Genomic DNA, 18,781 nt, shown 5'->3' with positions numbered 1-18,781 from the left:
AATTCGAAACGCCGGCCTGCCTTACACGCATCTGCATCAGGCCCACGCTACTCCGCCATTGCTCAGCCCCCTCCCATCACCACCACTTGTATACCATCTTCTACCACTACAACACATTTTCCACTTGCATTCCCAAATCACGGCCCAATGCTTTTCCCGACACTCTCAAACAACCTGACGCTGTGAAGAACACGAAAGGTGCCACCGCCGCCCTGCGGCCACGCATCCGCCATGCCTTCCAATCTTCAGCTTCCAGATCTCCTCACTCCCGGATCCGCCGCCTACCTGCGCAAAAAGCAGCCCCTCACGGGCAGCCCTCCGCAGCCCGTGCAAGTCCCCTATCGGCAGCCCGAGCAGCCGCTGCCGCCCTCCGCCAAGACGCCCGCACCCGTGGAGCCGCCTCCCGCCACGGGCCAGCCATCCGCCGCCCCTGCTCCTGCCACAGCTTCCACGCCGCCGATTCCCTCAGCGCCGAGCAAGCCCCCAGCATCCCCTGCCCTTGCCTCACCAGCGCTCCCCACCTCAGCCACCGCCCAACAGCCCACACCCAAGACCCCGCCACCCGCTGCGCCACCGCCTGCCACAAACCCAGCGCAGCAGCCCACCACAGCGGCCGCCCCCACTCCCGCTCCCGCACTCAACCCCCCGCCACCCACCGCACCACCTGCGGCTCAGCCACCAGCGTCCACGCCTCCGACCACAGCACCCGCTCAAGCGACCACTGCACCCGCAGCAGCCACGCCAGCCGCCACGCCTCCACCTTCAGCGCCAGTAACGCCGCCAGCGAAAGCCCCCAGCCGCGCAGAGGCAGCCACCATGATGAGGGACGCAGCCGCGAAAAAAGCCGCCGCTGAAAACCCGCAAGGCACCCCTCAGGCTCCCGCAACGCAGCCTCAGCCTCCTCCACCCCAATCTCGTGCCGAAGCCGCCACGCAGATGCGCAACGCAGCCGAACAAAAGAGAGCCGCAGCACAGTTGGAAAGCGCACGCAAGGCCGGCGCCGTCATCGAAAACGACAAGACCATCCCTCACCCCGATGGCAAAGGCGGCCTGCTGCATAACACCGGCTTCGTACTCATCCCCGACCCCAAAGACTCCGCCAAGGCCCCCACCGTCCCCTATCGCGATGACCCCGCAAAAGGCCCCACCATCCCCTACCGCGATGATCACGGCAGGCAGCACCCCATTCCCGTGCAGGACATCACCCGCGTCACCCGCCCCGATGGCAAGACAGAATACCACTTCATGGTAGGCGGAAAGCCCGTCAGCGTACCCGAGGGAGCCACGCCCCTCTTTCAGGTGGACCCCTCGGCCAAACGCTACGCCACCGCCCCGGACGGCACCCGGCGCGAGCTCGGTAATGACACCCGCACCATGGCGCAGAATGGCGTCTTCCCGCGCGAACAGGCCCGCAATGAAGCACGCGAAAAGCTCCTCACCCAGGGCGCAGACCTCTCCCGCCAGCTCCAGGAAAAGCAGGCCCAGGCCGCCGCCGCCCAGCAGCGCATGGACGCCGCCCGGCAGAAATTCCACAACTCAGGCAACGCCACCGAGCAAGAGCGCCAGGCCAACTTCGATGAACTCATGGGCGCCATCGACGCCCACACCAGCCTGACCTCCGAGGTCCAGACCCTGCAAAAGCAGCACGACGACCATTACCAAAACCTCATCCGCGATCAGCGCGCACGCCAGGCTGAGATCGATCTGTACAAAGCCGCCGCCGCCGGCAGCCCGCAGGATGAGCAGTGGCGCAAAGACTCACGCCACACCCAGGGAGACACCCGCCAGGCAGACGCGGACCTCATCGCCGAGGCGGAAAAGAAAGACCCCTCCACCGCCGCCGCCATCCGCAGCGCCCTCACCTCCCAGTACACCCAGCGCACCCTCGCCGCCGCGCAGAGCGCCTTTGGCAGCAATGGCACGGGCGGCACGCCATCCGCCGGCGCAGGAAATACCATGACATTGCATGATATGCTCATGCACGCCCCTGAAATGAAGCAGGGCGGATGGAAACCGGTCGATCAGGCAGACGCCGCACGCGCCACCGCGCAGGCCACCTTTGGCATCACAGACCCTGAAAACGTACACGTCACCCCCGGTGCCGGCGGCGGCTACAGCCTCTCCCGCAAATCAGCCGACGGCAGCCCAGGCCAGCCCTTCGCCACCATGGATGGGCAGACCGGCCGCCTCACCCTCCTCCCCGGCGCAGACGGCCGGTACAGCCAGGCCGCGCAGGATCTCGCCGCCCGCAGCACCCCCGGCAGCGCCCCCGTTTACCTAGGCAAAGGCACCCCGCTTACCGAGGCAGAGCGCAGCGCCCTCATCGCCAAAGGCCAGCAGGCCACCGCCTCTGCCACAGACCGCAAAGGCGCAGACGCCGCCCTCACAGCAGCCGGCCTCTCCCCGGAGGGCATCCAGAAACTGCGCAACGAAGGCCGCCTCTCCGTGCAGGACGCCAAATTTTTAAACGACAAGTTCAACAGCGGCTTCGGCTCCTACGCCCAGCGCGATGCCTACGAGACCGCCCAAAAGCAGAGCGCCGGGCTGCAAAAAATGTACCAGGACACCAAGGCCCCTGCGGGCAAGCCCAACTTCAAAAGCTGGATGGAAAAAGGCGATCCCCAGCGCGATGCCCAGGTGCAGGCCAAAGCCAAAGAACTCGGCATGAGCGAAGACGACGTGCGCAAGGCCATGGAAACCCAGCGCGTCATGGACTTCGCCACCCCGCTCACGCAGCAAGGCCACGATCAGCAGGCCGGCTTCTGGAATGCCCTCCAGCGCGGCGTCGGCTTCTCCGGCCATGATCAGGATTCCACCCGCACACTGCCAGACGGCAGCCTCGCGGTGAATCCCGCCCTCACCGATGACAAGGCCAAGTTTGAAAAAGCCATCCAGGACAGCAACGCCAGCCCGGAGGCCAAGGCAGCCGCGCTGAAGAACTGGCCCGCCCAGCACGACGCCTGGCTCACCCGGGCCACCGAAACCCTCAAGGCCAGCAAGACCCTCCCCGGCGTGGAGGACTACAACGAGTGGCTCACCAAAAACACCCAGGCCGGCCACTTCTCCCAGAAGATGCCGGACGGCAGCGTGCGCCAGTACACGGACAACGAGAAGACGCAGATCTACCTCGATGCCATGAAGAACCGCAGCGGCGCACGCAAGTTCATGGACAACGTCAGCACCTCGCTCGTCTCCGGCGGCGGCCAGGTCGTCTCCGGGCTGCTCGGTGCCGCAGCCCTGGCCGGAAACACCTTCCAGGACATCACCGGCGTCAATGTCGGCGGAGAGGCCGCCAGCGAAGCCGCCGCAGCCATGGCCCGGCAAAATCAGGCCCTCACCCAGTCCAACGACATCACCGGCACCACCCAGGGCAAAGTCGGCAGCTTCCTCAGCAACTTGATCCAGGCCGTCCCCAGCGTCGGTGCCGCCATCGCCACAGGCGGCACCGCAGGCCTCATCCTCGGCGCAGCGCAGAGCGCCGGCAGCACCTACACCGATCTCCTCGAGCACCACATCAAGGCAGGAGATACCATCGTGGAGGCGCACAAAAAAGCCGCAGGCACCGCCATCGCCAGCGGAGGCGTCGGCCTCGTGCTCAGCAAGATCATGCCCGGCGGAAAAGAGGCCCTCAACAACCCCGCCACCCGTGAGCTGGCCAAAAAGAGCTTTGCCGCCACAGTGAAGTCAGCGCTCCATGGCGCCAGCGAAGAAACCATCCAGGAAGCCATCGAAGGCGGGTTCACCCACATCGCCTCCGAGATGAACAAGGGGAAAACCTTCAACGAAGCCGCCACCAGCTACGCCGAGCAGTTCCCCCAGAGCGCCCTCACCTCCGCCCTGCTGGGTGGCGGCGTCCAGGCCATGGCGGATAAAAAGAACAGCAGCGCGCCTGAGCCGCAGCAGCCCGCCACGGCACCGCAGCCTGCACCGCCCCCCGGCCACGTGGCCCCCACCGGCCAGCCCAATGGAAAGCAGAGCTTCAGCACCGTCGATGCCGAAGGCCGCGAGATCCCCCCATCCGACACCCCGCAACCCGGCGCGCCCATCGCGCCCGTGAATATCCCGCGCCCATCCGCCGCAACAGAGCCAGCTCCAGGCCCATACATACCACAATCTACCACCCAAAGCGTCACCGCCTCCGGCCCAGAAGCACCAGCCACCGCTCCGGGCAGCCAGCCGCCGCAAAAGCCCGGTACCGCCCCTTCTTCACCCACCGGAATACCAGATAATACCACCCCTAGCACCGCCGCGGCGCCTCCCGGCATGGAGCCGTCCAAAGAGGCGGCCTCAGCCGGCCCGGTCATGACGATGGAAAACGGCGGCCAGGTGCTCGACACCATCGATCGTCTCAAGGCCAAGGAGAAAAACGGCGCACTCACCATGGACGAGCAGATCGAGCTGCACCATAACGAAAACATCCTCGCCCGCACGCAGGTCACCAATCTGGAGGCCAAGCAGAAAGCCCTCAGCAAACTGCCCAAGCCCCGTGAGCTTCATTCCACCGAACTCGCGGCCCTGGCAAAGACCAAAGCCATGCTGGCCAGACCCTGGCCCGGCACAGCCCCCGCCACCTCCACCCAGTCCAGCAGCGGCAGCCTCCCGCCCGGAGACACCTCCACCACCCACGGCGTCATCCCGCCCACAGGCAGCTCAAACGCCAGCAGCAGCCAGGCAGGCACCGGAAACACCACCGGAACGACAGCCACCGGGGGCCGCACCTCCACAGCCAGCTCCGGTGACACCCCCGCCCCCGGCGGCGCCACCCACACCACCAACGGCGTCGCAGCGCCTCCGGTCGGCTATGGCAACCCAATACCAGAGGATACCACACACCCCGAGCACATCGAACTCGCAAAAAGGCGGGCCGAGAACCTCGAACTGATCGCCGGCAAGCGCGACCTCACCCAGGATGAACAGGACATCTATGACAACGCCCTCCGCGTCCGCGACCGCAACGCCCCCACCCAACCCGGCGACCGCAACAGCCCCCTGCCCAAAGGCAGCCGCGACACCTCCAATCCCCAAGACCTCGTCATGGCCGGAGGCGACGGCCCCAGCAGCCAGACCCAAGACGCCGCAGTCGATGCACCTCCGCCCGCTGCCCCCGCAGAGCCAACGAATGCCATCGGCTCCACCATCAATGCCCCCGGTTCGGCGAATCGTGATGCGCCCACGGCATCCGCAGGGACTCCCACACCTCCCTCACCGACTGGACCGGCGGAATCATCACAAACAGCAGGCACTTCGGCTCCCACAAATGTAGGCCCGTCCAGCGGCAGCATTCCGCCGGCCACAGCCTCTGGCAATGCGACAACCATTGCCTCTAATGCTAGCGGCAGCACATCCAGTCCTCCTAGCACCTCCCCAGCCCCTTCGAGTTCTGGAACCACCAACACCCCGCCCACATCCTACCCACCAATTGATTACGACCATATAGTGGGTGGAGATGTGAACGCCCTAGGCACCAAAGTCACAGGCGGTCATAGCCTGCATCGAGGAGATGTCCGCATCATTCCCGGAACTGAATTACCACCGAATGCCGCCGGGGTTTACAGGGCGCATGTACAAATAAAACATCCCACCACTGGGGTTTGGATCACCAAGGTCAATCACAATGGAACCCCCATTGTGAACACAATGTTCCCCAAGAGCTGGACTGAGCATAAAATCAAAGCCGAAGTAGATGCTGCGTGGGCAAACCCATCAAAAGTCATCACCGGAAACAGATGGATGTCTGTCACTCCTTCAGGAGTCAGGATAATTGGTTATATAAATATAAGTCCTCATTTGAATAGAGTCACTGCATATCCAGATTACTAATTTACACCGCCATGAAAATGAAAATGTTTTACCTCAAAGACTGGGGCCCAGAAGCAGTTGCCATCGGTCACGAAGACGACCTTGATAATCGCTACAATCTATACGTTCAGGGCATGCTCTGGGCGGAATTACGTAGGCCAGAGGATTGCCAAGTGTTTTTGAATGCCTTGGACCAAGCAGAACACGAAGGCGGGGATGTTGAAATACAGTTCAATGACAAAGCCTGGGGAATGGACGTCAGGGCAAAAACGGTCACGATCTGGTCCACGTCCAACGACGAGTGGGTCGATACATTTTCACATACCGAAATCCGCCGCGCAGTAGAAGGCTGGATGAAGCTTCTTCAAATGCCCGATTCACCGGAAAGCCAGATCATCGTGGATCTGGGTGGTGAGAAATGATTCAGCTCTCCTGAGCAGGAACAAACCACGGCAGCCGACCGTCAGATCCTCCCTCCGTCCAACAACGGTCAACCACCGCCAACTTCCCCGTCTCTTCCCCCGCCCACCACAGCGCCCAAGAGCCCCGAGGAGTCGCAGCGACTCATCAACAACGTCATGAACCGCCCGGCCGAGCAGCGCGGCCACCCTCAGGTGCAGTCAGACGTGGCCCAGGCCCGCGACGTGTTGAAGGAAATGAACCCACGCGCCAACCAATAGCGCGGGACGTGCCAGCCTATTTGAAAAATAAAGTCAGGGCAGCTTCTCGGTGATGAATGTTCCTGTTGTTGAAGCCGCCTCAAGATTTGAAATCGGTCGGCGTTCACTTTGGTGACCCATGCTCTCTTCCTGAAACGGCAACGCTGCTGGCGGAACCAAGTTAACCTACGTCTGACTGAACATGCCAGCACCTTGCCCTCCTCGGGGTGCTTATCCCTGATCACTCTGCCAAAGCACTAACGAACGCGTGTCGTGGTCAGTTTCGGCAACAACTTCGGTAGGCATGCGACTGTCCTGAGGATGTCCTCATCCGTTTATCGCTGAACATCCCAAAAGACAAGCCTCCATGTTGGACCCTGCCAACACCACCGGAACTCGAGGAGCACGCGCAAACCAGGGACCGATATAAACCCAGCCCCCCTGTTCGGCTGCCGCACCTGCACCCCTTTCGTCACATTCCCGTTTCACTTCTCCCCGGCCTGTATTCACCTGCCCCAACCGCCGCATTTGCTTTTGCCCGTTGCATGCTTCATGCTCTCGCCGTACGATCTACTCCTAGTCCTGCCCGATAAGCATCCATCCAATGAACGCCCCCGAAAAACTCATCGCCTGCGCCGCCGCCTTCGGCACCTTTCACTCCCTGGCCGCCGCCCGGCAGCCCACAGTCGTCAAGGCCAGCCTCTTCTCCACTCCCGCCTTGGAGGGCGGGCAGACGAGCGGGGCCTTTGCCGCTCATGAAACGCACGGCACCATCGCCATGCAAACCGCCGAACGCTGAACCTCACAACCACCGGTTCACCCTCATCACCACGTGTCCTGAGCACGCCATGAAACGCATCCGTCATACCATGCAGTGGTTGTTCACGGCTCCCGAGGAGCCCGTCACGCCGGGGCGCATCATCGGCTGGTGGGAGTGGCGGCGCATCCCCTTCAATGCCATCCTCGGCATCATCGGCTTTGTCTCGCTCCTCCTCTTCACCACCTGCATTGAAAGCGCCGGCGTCCTCCAGCCCGGCGAGGACGCCGTGGAGCCCCTCGCCATCGTGGTCGTCCCCCTCATCGCCAATGCCGCCTACACCGGCGGCTGGCTCATCGACTGCCCCCTGCGCCTCATGCGCCCCACCCTCAGACCCCGCTTCACCCCGCGCCTCTTTCGCCTCGGGCTCCTCTTCTCAGTCTTCGTCATCACCTTCCCCGCCCTCCTCTGGGGCGGCTACCGCCTGCTGCAGCTTGTGCACCTGCTGCGCTGATTTTTTCCCATACCAGCACCTACCACAATGCGCCGGAGGTGCGCCTGGATGCCCCCCCTGCCCCAATTGAACGCTTCATGGCAGAAACACCCGTGAAGTCACCTTGGGATAAAAGCCCCCTCCCTTCTCCGCTGGATGCATGGAATCAAGGCAGCGCCCCTTCCCCGCCTCATTTTTTAATCATCAATCGCGCCCTCTCGTCGCGTTAAAGCCCCATGCTCATGCTCAGCCTCACACGCCCCTGGCTTACTCTCCTCCTGCTCGCCCCGGCCCTCACGCTCCTCTGCGGCAGGCCCGCCGCCGCTGCAGACCCCGTGCGCAAGCCCGTGCTCGTCACCTCCAAGCGCATCTGGGACAAAGGCGCCTACAATGCCTTCACCGACCTCACACGCTACCGCGACCAATGGTTCTGCTGCTTCCGCGAAGGCATCTCTCACGCGGGCGATGACGGCAAGGTGCGCGTCCTCCGCTCCGCCGATGGCCTCGCCTGGGAATCCACCGAGCTCATCGCCGAAGAGGGCGTCGATCTCCGCGATCCCAAATTCTCCCTCAAGCCCGACGGCCAGCTCATGATCGTCGCGGGCGGCTCCATCTGGAACTACGACACCCAGCCCGCGCTGCTCAAGACCAAGCAGCCCCGCGTCATGTTCTCCACCGACGGCCTCACCTGGACAGCGCCCGCCAAAGTCATGGAAGAAGGCCAGTGGCTCTGGCGCATCGACTGGTTTCAGGGCCGGGCCTACGGCATCAGCTACTCCTATCTCCGCGCCCAGCACCCCGATCCCGCCGTGGCCGCCGCCGCAGAGGCAGACGGCCCCGTGCCCCCCGGCCCCTATCCATGGAAAGCCCAGCTCGTCACCAGCACCGACGGCTTGAAATGGGACCTCGTCACGCACCTCGATGTCCCTGGCCGGCCCAATGAAGCCACCGTACGCATGCAGCCCGATGGCGAGATGATCGCCCTCGTCCGTCGCGAGCGCGGCACCACCTGGGGATGGATCGGCACCAGCCGCCCGCCCTACCACGAATGGCAATGGCATACCACAGAGCACCGCCTCGGCGGGCCCAACTTCATCATCCTTCCGGATCGCTCCCTCATCGCCGCAGGCCGCAGCTATCGCAAACCCTTCTCCACCGTCATCGCCAGCATGGACCGCCAGCACTACGACATCGCCCTCACCCTCCCCAGCGGCGGCAGCGACACCGGCTACCCTGGCATGGTCTGGTATGAAAACGAGCTCTGGGTCAGCTACTACTCCTCCCACGAAGACAGCACCGGCAAGCCACCGCCCAACCGCCACGTCGCGCTCCCCGCCGCCATCTACATCGCCCGCATCCGCCTGGAATAACCAAGGCCCCACAGGCAGGGACCACGCCTGATGGAATTTTGTTGCAGCAAGCTGTGGGCTCCGCCGGTCGATGCTCAGAGCCTGAGCATCACGCTTCATCTCCATTCACAGCAGTCGCGTTCATCCTGTTCCGCAATGCGTGCGCGATTTTCTATGAAACAAAAAATTCGTGCATACATCCGCACTTTCCCCGTGCGGCGTTATGTTTGATGTCAGCGTTGAAGTTCAACCGCACCGCAGAGCCGAAGCGCTAACCTGGGCGTGAGTCTGCAAAGACTCCACGCCCTCTTTTTTTGATTTCGCCAAATCTCCCACGGCCCAAAACCATTTGACGATCCGGCCTCAAGAAGTTAAACACCCGTTTATAAACGCATGTTTAACTCCACTCCATCCCGTGAACATGATGCCGAGGCGCGCCGCGAGCGACTGCTGAAGGCCGCCGCCACCGTCTTCGCCAAAGACGGCTTTGAGAAGGCCAGCCTCCGCGCCATCTGTCTCAAGGCAAAGGCCAATGTCGCCTCCGTGAAGTACTACTTCGGCAGCAAAGAAGGACTCTATCGCGAAGTCTTCCTCTCCTCCTGCGCCAGCAAGATGGATAAAGATCCTCCCGTCACTCTTGCAGACGGCGCCTCACCGGAAGACACCCTGCGCAGCTGGATCCATCACCTGCTCGATCATGTGCTGCTCAAGCGCGCCGCCAACCCCGTGAAGAGCCAGCTCATGGCCCACGAAATGCGCGAGCCCACCCACTGCCTCAACGAATTCATCAAGCTCGTCGTCGGCCCCTTCCATGAGGAGCTTCAGCGCATCATCGCCGCCGTGCTTGGCAGAAAAAAGGTGGATGAAGACTGCGTCCTCTACTGTCATCACATCATCGGCCTCTGCATCCACTACGATCACTGCCGCGTCTTCGTGGACCGCCTCGGCCCGCCCGTACCGAAGACCGCGCCCGAAGTGCAGCGCCTCGCCGACAACATCGCCGACTTCGTTCTCGGTGCCCTCACCTCACGCCGCGCCGCTCAGCCGAAACCCGCCTCACGCTCGAAAAAACAGTCATGACTTCCCCCCTCCTCAAATACGCCCCCGCACTCGCCATCAGCGCGCTGGGCCTCGCCTTCACCGGCTGCAGCAAAGCACCCGCTGCCGCACCTGCCGCAGCGCAAAAACCCGTCGTCGCCATCACCGTCAAAACCGCCGCCGCACAGCAGGGCCCCATGCCGCGCTACCTGCGCCTCACCGGTGAAATCACCGCCGCACAAAACGCCGCCGTCGCAGCGGACACCACCGGCAAAGTCATGGAGACCCCCGTCGAACGCGGTACCATCGTCAAAACCGGCGATGTCCTTGTGCAACTCGACAGCCGCAACGCCGAACTCAATCTAGCCGAAGCCGAAGCCAATGTCGTGCAGGCAAAATCCAAGCTCGATCTCGCCGAAAGCGAAGTGAAGCGCAACGCCCCGCTCGCGCAGATGAAGGCCGTCGCCGAAACCGACTTCGCCCGCATCAAGGCAGATCGTGATGGCGCCGCCGCCAGCCTCTCCGCCGCGGAAGCACGCCGTGACATGAGCAAGAAGACCCTGGAAGACGCCACCATCCGCGCCCCGTTTGCCGGCACCGTGTCAGAGCGCTTTGTCACCGCAGGCGAATACGTCATGGCAAACTCCAAGGTCGCGCAAGTTGTCGATCTTCAGCACCTGCGCCTCCTCGTGAATGTCGCGGAGCCTTCCGTCGGACTCATCCGCGTGGGGCAGACCGTGGAGTTCAGCGTGTCCCCTTTTCCCGGCGAAGTCTTCACCGGCACTGTCAAGTTCATCGGTGCCGCTGTGCGCGCTGAAACACGCGATCTCCAGGTGGAGGCCGAAGTGCTCAACACCGACGGCCGCCTCCGCCCCGGCCTCTTCGCCGAAGCCCGCCTCGCACTCCCGCCGCAGACCGCCGTCACCATTCCCGCCAACGCCGTGCGTGCGGAGGGTGCCAATCAAAAAGTCTGGGTCGCCGAATCCGGCCAGCTCACCGAACGCCTCGTCGAAGTCGGAGAGACCGACAAAGACCGCATCGAAATCCGCCGCGGCGTGAAGCAGGGCGAAAACGTCGTCCTCTCCCCCGGCCCCGACGCCGCCGACGGCGTCCCCGTGCAAACCACGCCTCAATCCTAACGCATCAACATGGCCGCCCTAAAAACCTCCCGCGAACACACGCAGCTCCGCATCCGGATGCTCCGTACTGGGAGCGCCGATGTTTCATCGGCTCTGGTCGAACGTCCCTTCCCCATCGACATTCAATCAGACCGCCAAGAAACACATGGGTTGTTCGCACCTCTGGCAGCAAAGCCCAGAGCCGGTTACAAACCGGCGCTCCCAGTACAGAGCCGCCCAAAGGGCGCATCTCATTGCTGGGAGCGCCTATATTCTATCGGCTCCGGGCGAACGTCCCCACCACTCCGCGCCCTCCAGCGCTCCAATGGTATGAATAAGCACAATCCCACACAACCGGCTTAATCCCCCCTCCCCCTTTCTAAATCATGCAATGGCTCGCCCGCATCTGTGTTCAGCGCCCCGTCCTCGCCAGCGTCATCGTGCTGGTGTTTGTCGTCGTCGGCCTCATCGGTTACACCCGCCTGCCGGTGGACCGCTTTCCGAAGGTGGACTTCCCCACCGTCGCCATCACCACGCGTCTCAATGGCGCCACGCCGAAGGAAGTCGAAACCCAGATCACCGACAAGATCGAAGATGCCGTCAACACCGTCAGCGGCATCGATGAACTCCGCTCCGTCTCCAGCGAAGGCATCTCCCAGGTCATCGTCGTCTTCCTGCTGGAAAAGAACGTGGACGTCGCCGCGCAGGAAATCCGCGACCGCGTGAACCGCATCATCGTCGATCTCCCCGACGATGCCGATCCGCCCATCGTCGAAAAGCTCGACCCCGATGCCTCGCCCATCCTCAACGTCGCGCTCACCGCAGATCGTCCCGCACGCGAGATCACCGAATACGCAGACAAAGTCCTGCGCCGTCAGCTTGAAAGCGTGCCCGGCGTCGGCCAGGCCACGCTGCTCGGCGGTCGCAAACGCCAGATCAATGTGTGGATGGACCCCGTGCGCCTCCGCTCCTTCAATCTCACCGCCATTGATGTGCAGAAGGCGCTGAAGTCGCAGAACGTGCAGATCCCCGCAGGCACCGTGAAGGACGCCGCCAGCCAGGAAGGCCTGCGCGTCCTCGGCAAGGCCGCCTCCGTGGCCGAGCTTCGCCAGATGGTCGTGCGTGAAAAAGACGGCGGCCTCGTGCGCCTCGGAGACGTCGCCCGCGTGGACGATGGCGAAGAAGAGCCGCAGACCGCCGCACGCAGAAATGGCATCCCCAGCGTCGTCATTTCCCTGCGCAAGCAGTCCGGCGAAAACACCATCAAGGTCGTCGATGCCGTGCAGGAGCGCCTGGACGAAGTGAAAAAAATCCTCCCCGCCGGCTACTCCATCAATGTCGTGCGTGACAACTCCCTCGTCATCCGCACCAGCACGCACGCCGTGCAGGAGCATCTCATCCTCGGTGCCGTGTTTGCCGCGCTCATCGTGCTGCTCTTCCTTGGCAACACCCGCGCCACCGTCATCGCCGCCCTGTCCATTCCCACCTCCATCATCGCCGCCTTTGGCGTCATGTGGGCGCAGGATGTCACGCTCAATCAGATCAGCCTCGTCGCCCTCGCGCTCGCCGTCGGTATCGTCATTGATGACGCCATCATCGTCGTGGAAAACATCGTCCATCACATGGAGGAAAAAGGTGAAGAAGCGCATGACGCCGCCATCAATGGCACGCGTGAGATCGGTCTCGCCGTCATGGCCACCACGCTCTCCCTCCTCGCCGTGTTTGTTCCCGTCGCCTTCCTCAGCGGCATCGTCGGCATGTTCTTGAAGAGCTTCGGCCTCACCATGGCCTTCGCCATCGCCGTGTCATTGCTCATCAGCTTCACCCTCGTGCCCTCCCTCGCCGCACGCATGCTCAACCGCCGTCGCAAGAGCTGGATCGAGCGCGCTCTCGATCGCGTGGTGAATGTTTTCTACCGTCCCATCGAGGCAGTTTACATGATCATGCTGCGCTTCTCCATGCGCCACCGCTGGGTCGTCCTGCTCGCCTGTTTCAGCGCACTCGCCTCCCTGCCCACGCTCATGGGCATCGTGCAAAAAAGCTTCATGCCACCCACCGAAGAAGCCGAGTTCATCGTCAACATCCGCGTCCCCGAAGGCACCACCCTCGCCTCAACCGATCTCCTCGGCGAGCGCGTCGCACGCAGCATCCGCGCCCTGCCCGGCGTGGAGTCCACCCTCCTCACCATTGGCGACAATGACCAGCGCGTGCCCAATCTCGCCGGCATCTACGTCCGCCTCACCGATCCCGACACCCGCAAAGCCACGCAGCAGGACATCATGGATCAGGTGCGCAAAGAGATCCTGCCCAAATACCCCGCCGAGTGGCGCATGACCGTGCTCGCCGTGCCGCCGTTCAACACCGGCCAGTCCAGCGCCAACATCCAGTTCTATGTCGCCGGTCCGGATCTCGACCGCCTCACCGCCGCCACGGATGTCATCATGAAGGAGGCCAAAAACATCCCCGGCATTCGTGACCTCGACTCCACCCTTATCAGCGGCAAGCCCGAGATCACCGCCAGTGTGGACCGCAGCAAGGCCGGCCAGCTTGGTGTGAACATCGCCGATCTCTCCACCACGCTGCGTCTCCTCGTCGGCGGTCTCGATGTCTCCACCTACGACGAAGCCGGTGAGCAGTACGACATCCACCTCCGCGCCGAAGCCGGCTACCGCAACAACCGCGAAGCCATGGCCCAGCTCTCCGTCCCCAGCGCCAGCGGCGTGCCCGTCGCGCTCGACAACGTGCTGAAGCTCGAGCAGACCTCCGGCCCTTCACAAATCGACCGCCTCAACCGCCGCCGCCAGGTCATCATCAGCGCGAACAACGCACCCGATGTCGGCGAAAGCAAAATCGTCGATGCCATCGATGCCATCGTGAAAAAGCAAAACCTCCCCGCCGATTACAGCAGCGGCGTCGCAGGCCGCTCCAAAGAAATGGCCCGCACCGGCAAAGCCTTCGGCATGGCCTTCCTCATGGCCTTCGTCTTCATGTATCTCATCCTCGCCGCGCAGTTTGAGAGCTGGATTCATCCGCTCACCATCCTCCTCGCGCTGCCCCTCACGCTGCCCTTCGCCATCCTCTCCCTCATCATCTTTGGTCAGTCGCTCAATCTCTTCTCCATGCTCGGCGTCCTCGTCCTCTTCGGCATGGTCAAGAAAAACGGCATCCTTCAAATCGATCACACCATCCAGCTCCGTGCCAAAGGTATGGACCGCCTCGAGGCCATCCTCAAAGCCAACAAAGACCGTCTCCGCCCCATCCTCATGACCACGCTCGCCTTCGTCGCAGGCATGGTGCCCATGATGTTCGCCCGCGGCGTCGGTGCCGCGTTCAACAACGCCACCGCAGGCGTCATCCTCGGCGGCCAGACCTTGTCCCTCCTCCTCACCCTCCTCGCCACGCCCGTCATCTATTCCTACTTCGACGACATCGTCGAATGGCGCCGCCGCCGCTCCGAAAAACGCGAAGCCCGCCGCGCCGCCCGCGAAGACGCCCTCCCTCCCCAGCCCGCCCCCTCCATCGCCTAGCCCCCACTCGAACTCGTCCGCCCCACTCCTACTCGTCCTCCTACTCGTCCTCCTACTCGTCCTCCTACTCGTCCTCGATCCTACCGCCCCGCAATGCCCCTAACTCCGCATCACGCCAAGCAAGTTTTGTAGTCCCGCCTTTAGGCGGTTCCGGAAACGGCCTCGCACACTCAGACACCTCTCCCGCCCCGCCGCCTCAGTTCACCTCGCCCTCCTCCACCCACCTCGTGCCTCCGACACTCAATGATCGAGGACGAGTTCGAGTAGGAGGACGAGTACGAATCCCACCACTCCGCATTCGTCATTCGTCATTCGTCATTCGTCATTCCGCATTCCGCATTGCCCCCACCCCCACCGCACCTCATGGCAATCCCCATTCCCCGCCTCTTCCTTATCCCTCTCCTTCTCGCCGGCCTCGCGGCCTGCACTGTCGGGCCCGATTACAAGAAGCCGGACACCACCGACATCACCCCCGCCACCTGGCGCTGGCAGCCCAGCGCCCCGCGCGATGACTCACCCAAAGGCGACTGGTGGAAAGTCTTCCACGACAGCGAACTCAATCGCCTCGAAGCCCTCGCCATAGCGGACAATCAAAACCTCCGCGCCGCCTACGCACGCATCCAGCAGTCACGCGCCAATGCCCGCGCCGCCGCCACCGATTGGTTCCCCGCCTTCGATCTCAACTCACGCAACAAGCGCGAGCGTACCTCCGCTCATCTGCCCACGCCCGTCCCCGTCAATATCCCATCCGCGCAGATCAACACCTTCAGCGAAACCCTCGACCTCAGCTACGAGCTCGATCTCTGGGGCAAGGTGCGCCGCTCCTTCGAATCCGCCCGCGCCAAGTCCGAATCCAGCGCCGCCGATTTCAACAACGTCCTCCTCACCCTCACCGGAGACGTCGCCGCCACCTACTTCCAGCTTCGCGCGCTGGATGCCGATCTCGCCTCCCTGCGCCGCACCATCGCCCTGCGTGAAAAAGGCCTCGGCCTCATCCAGCAGCGCTTCAATGCCGGCACTATTCAGGAGACCGACGTCGCCCGCTCCAAAACCGAAGTCGCCACCGCGAAGGCCGAACTCGCCGACATCAAACGCCAGCGTCAGGAAGCCTGCGACAATCTCTCCCTGCTCTGCGGCGTCCCCGCCACCAACTTCCTCATGACCGAGCGCCCCCTGCGCGGCTCACCACCCACCATCCCCGCCGGACTTCCCGCCAGCATCCTCGAGCGCCGTCCCGATGTCGCTTCCGCCGAGCGCCTCGTCGCCGCACGCAATGCCGACATCGGCGTCGCCACCGCCGCCTACTTCCCCGCCATCAGCCTCACCGCCCAGGGCGGCTACCTCAGCAAGAACACCAGCGATCTCTTCACCGCAGACAGCCGCGTCTGGTCCTTCGGCCCCAGCCTCAGCCTCCCCATCACCGGCTTCGCCCTCATCCGCGCCAATGTGCGCCTCAAACGCGAAGCCCGTGAGGAAGCCATCGCCACCTACCGCCAGGCCGTGCTCTCCGCATTGAAGGACGTCGAGACCACCCTCGCCCAAACCCGTTATCGTGCCGAGCAATCCGCCGCCCAAAACGAAGCCCTCGCCGCCGCATCCCAAGCCGCCGAACTCACCCACGCCCGCTACGACAGCGGCACCGTCGGCTACCTCGAATTCCTCGACGCCGAACGCACCCGCCTCCAGACCGAACGCCAGGCCAATCAAGTCACCGCCCAGCGCTACATTAGCACCGTCCGCCTCATCAAAGCCATGGGCGGCGGGTGGTAACACACGACCGTAAAACGAACTTCCAAATTCGTTCCCTCAGTATCATGCGGTGACATCTTTGACAGGATTAACAGAATTCCAAGATTTCAGGATTAGAGGCCAATGACTCTGCACCACCAGAAGCAGGTTTGTAAACCATCGCAAACACATCGGCCGCCGAGCCAGTCTTCAGAAAAAAATCCTGAAATTCTGCCCTCTTGTTAATCCTGTCTAAACAGCCACCAAGCCCGCAGTGCGTCTCCGCAGACTCGTATCATTCAAATCTCAGCGCGGCGATCGGGTTCATGTTCGCGGCTTTGCGGGCTGGGTAGAAGCCAAAGAACACGCCCACGCTGAAGCTGATGCCAAAGGCCACCACCACGCTGCCGAGGGAGACGGAGGGATGGAAATTCGGGATCATGCTGGCGGCTGCGCTGGCGGCGAAGCCGAGGGCCACGCCGATGGCCCCGCCGAGCAGGCTCAGGGTGACGGACTCGATGAGGAACTGCAGCAAGATGTCCCGCGGCTGCGCGCCCACGGCGATGCGCGTGCCGATCTCCCGCGTGCGCTCGGTCACGCTGACGAGCATGATGTTCATGATGCCGATGCCACCGACGAGCAGCGACAGCCCGGCGATGCCGCCGAGCAAATACGTGAGCGTGCTGGTGATGCTGTTCACCGTGTCAGCGATCTCCTTCTGGTTGACGATGTCGAAGTCGTTCTTGCGGCCTTCGCCCAGGTGGTGGCGCTGGCGCAGCAGCGCGGTCACCTGCTCCTGCGCGGCGTTCATGAGCCCGTCGCTGCTGATCTGCAGCGTGACGAGCCGCGGATACTTGTCTCCCGTGAGCCGCCGCATGGCCGTGGTGTAGGGAATGAGGATGCGGTCGTCCTGATTGGCGCCGCCCATGCCTGCGCCCTTGCTTTCAAGCTGGCCGATGATGGTGAAGGGCATGTTCTTGATGCGCACCGTCTGCCCCACGGGGTCCAGCGGGCCAAAGAGCTCCCGTGCCGTGCGCGAGCCGATGACCGCCACGCGCGCGGAGCTGCGCACCTCCCTTTCCGTAAACATGCTGCCGCGCGCCAGCGGCCAGTCGCGTATGCGCAGGTAGCCGGCGGACTCTCCGGCGATGGTCGTGCTCCAGTTCCGTCCGGCGGCAACGGCCTGCGCTGAGAGCGTCACCTCCGGGCTCGCGGCCTGCACGCTGCGCACCTCCCGGCGGATGGCCTCCACGTCCTCCAGTGTCAGATTGCTGGACTCGCCGCTGCCTGCGGCGGCGGCATTCGTCCGCCGGCTTTTGGAAAACACCATGAGCAGATTGGAGCCCAGGGAGGACACCTGGTCCTGAATGCGCCGCTGTGTGCCGCGCCCCAGCGCCATGATGGAGACCACCGAGGCCACGCCGATGATGATGCCCAGCGCGGTGAGGATGCTGCGCAGCTTGTTCCGCCGCAGCGCGCGGAAGGCGATCATGGCCGTGAGGCCTGCACGCAGCAGCGGAGATGTGAGCGCGTGCATCATGGCGTGGTGGAGAGGCTGGCGTGTTGTTCGGACGCATCCAGCGCGGCACGCTGGACGCCGGCAAAGAGGCGCGCGGTGCACGGCTCATCACGAATGACTTTGCCATCGCGCATGACGATGATGCGCTTGCAGTACGCGGCGATGTCCAGCTCATGCGTCACCATCACCACGGTGATGCCCGCGTCGTTCAGCTCCTGAAACAGGCCCATGACCTCGATGCTGGTGCGTGTGTCCAGGTTGCCCGTGGGCTCGTCCGCCAGCACGAGCTCCGGCTTGTTCACCAGCGCGCGGGCGATGGCCACACGCTGCTGCTGGCCGCCGGAGAGCTGGTTCGGGTGATTGTACAGGCGTGCGCCCAGCCCCACTTTTTCCAGCGCCTCGATCGCGCGCCGCCGGCGCTCCCGCAGCGGCACATGCGGGCTGGTGTAGAAGAGCGGCAGCTCCACATTCTCACACGCCGTGGTGCGGGCCAGCAGGTTGAAGCTCTGGAAGACGAAGCCGAGCTTCTGATTCCGCAGGCGCGAGAGTTCCGCACGGCCCAGCTTCGCCACATCCACACCATCCAGCAGGTAGCTGCCTGCGGTGGGCTGGTCCAGGCAGCCGAGCATGTTCATGAGCGTGGATTTGCCGGAGCCGCTGGAGCCCATGATGGCCACGAACTCGCCGCGCCCGATTTGCAGGCTGACCCCGTTCACGGCGCGCACCTCCACATCTCCGGTGCGGTAGATCTTCTGGAGGTTTTCCAGCTCAATGACTGTCTCCTTCGTGCTCAT

11 protein-coding genes are annotated in these 18,781 nt (G+C 63.4%); 9 read left to right on the top strand and 2 right to left on the bottom strand.

Features of this window, described 5'->3' with window-relative positions; genetic code table 11:
* Positions 1-231: 231 nt before the first annotated feature.
* The 9 genes from AC3RLQ_RS03040 (at position 232) to AC3RLQ_RS03000 (ending at position 16,510) form a co-directional block, all read left to right on the top strand.
* Positions 232-5,820, top strand: a complete 5,589-nt coding sequence (locus AC3RLQ_RS03040; RefSeq protein WP_493034211.1) for an EndoU domain-containing protein — start codon at positions 232-234, stop codon at positions 5,818-5,820.
* An 11-nt stretch (positions 5,821-5,831) separates the two neighbouring features.
* Positions 5,832-6,221 (top strand): hypothetical protein, encoded by a 390-nt coding sequence (locus AC3RLQ_RS03035; RefSeq protein WP_493034210.1) that lies wholly within the window; start codon positions 5,832-5,834, stop codon positions 6,219-6,221.
* A gap of 841 nt (positions 6,222-7,062) precedes the next feature.
* Positions 7,063-7,257: a hypothetical protein gene (locus AC3RLQ_RS03030; protein ID WP_493034208.1), complete on the top strand. Its 195-nt coding sequence runs from the start codon at positions 7,063-7,065 to the stop codon at positions 7,255-7,257.
* Between the two features lie 49 nt (positions 7,258-7,306).
* Positions 7,307-7,729, top strand: a complete 423-nt coding sequence (locus tag AC3RLQ_RS03025; RefSeq protein ID WP_493034207.1) for a hypothetical protein — start codon at positions 7,307-7,309, stop codon at positions 7,727-7,729.
* Between the two features lie 221 nt (positions 7,730-7,950).
* Positions 7,951-9,078, top strand: a complete 1,128-nt coding sequence (locus AC3RLQ_RS03020) for a sialidase family protein (RefSeq protein WP_493034205.1) — start codon at positions 7,951-7,953, stop codon at positions 9,076-9,078.
* A 372-nt stretch (positions 9,079-9,450) separates the two neighbouring features.
* Positions 9,451-10,137 carry a TetR/AcrR family transcriptional regulator gene (locus tag AC3RLQ_RS03015; RefSeq protein WP_493034204.1) on the top strand — a complete coding sequence of 229 codons (687 nt, stop codon included), beginning with the start codon at positions 9,451-9,453 and terminating at the stop codon, positions 10,135-10,137.
* On the top strand, positions 10,134-11,234 hold the full coding sequence (locus tag AC3RLQ_RS03010) for an efflux RND transporter periplasmic adaptor subunit (RefSeq protein ID WP_493034203.1): 1,101 nt from the start codon (positions 10,134-10,136) through the stop codon (positions 11,232-11,234). Before AC3RLQ_RS03015 ends, AC3RLQ_RS03010 begins: the two co-directional genes overlap by 4 nt.
* A gap of 365 nt (positions 11,235-11,599) precedes the next feature.
* Positions 11,600-14,740 carry an efflux RND transporter permease subunit gene (locus AC3RLQ_RS03005; protein ID WP_493034201.1) on the top strand — a complete coding sequence of 1,047 codons (3,141 nt, stop codon included), beginning with the start codon at positions 11,600-11,602 and terminating at the stop codon, positions 14,738-14,740.
* A 363-nt stretch (positions 14,741-15,103) separates the two neighbouring features.
* Complete coding sequence (locus AC3RLQ_RS03000; RefSeq protein ID WP_493034200.1) at positions 15,104-16,510, top strand: efflux transporter outer membrane subunit; 1,407 nt, start codon at positions 15,104-15,106, stop codon at positions 16,508-16,510.
* Positions 16,511-16,763: 253 nt separating this feature from the next.
* Here AC3RLQ_RS03000 and AC3RLQ_RS02995 read toward each other — a convergent pair whose 3' ends face one another.
* Entirely contained in the window at positions 16,764-18,008 is a 1,245-nt protein-coding gene (locus AC3RLQ_RS02995) for an ABC transporter permease (protein WP_493034199.1), read from the bottom strand.
* A complete protein-coding gene (locus AC3RLQ_RS02990; protein ID WP_461528060.1) occupies positions 18,005-18,781 on the bottom strand; it encodes an ABC transporter ATP-binding protein in 777 nt (258 codons plus the stop codon). The genes AC3RLQ_RS02995 and AC3RLQ_RS02990 overlap by 4 nt, the downstream gene beginning before the upstream one ends.

It is taken from the genome of Prosthecobacter sp. GW821-HT29F12 (genome assembly GCF_058803405.1).
This window is presented reverse-complemented; position numbering and strand designations above follow the sequence as displayed.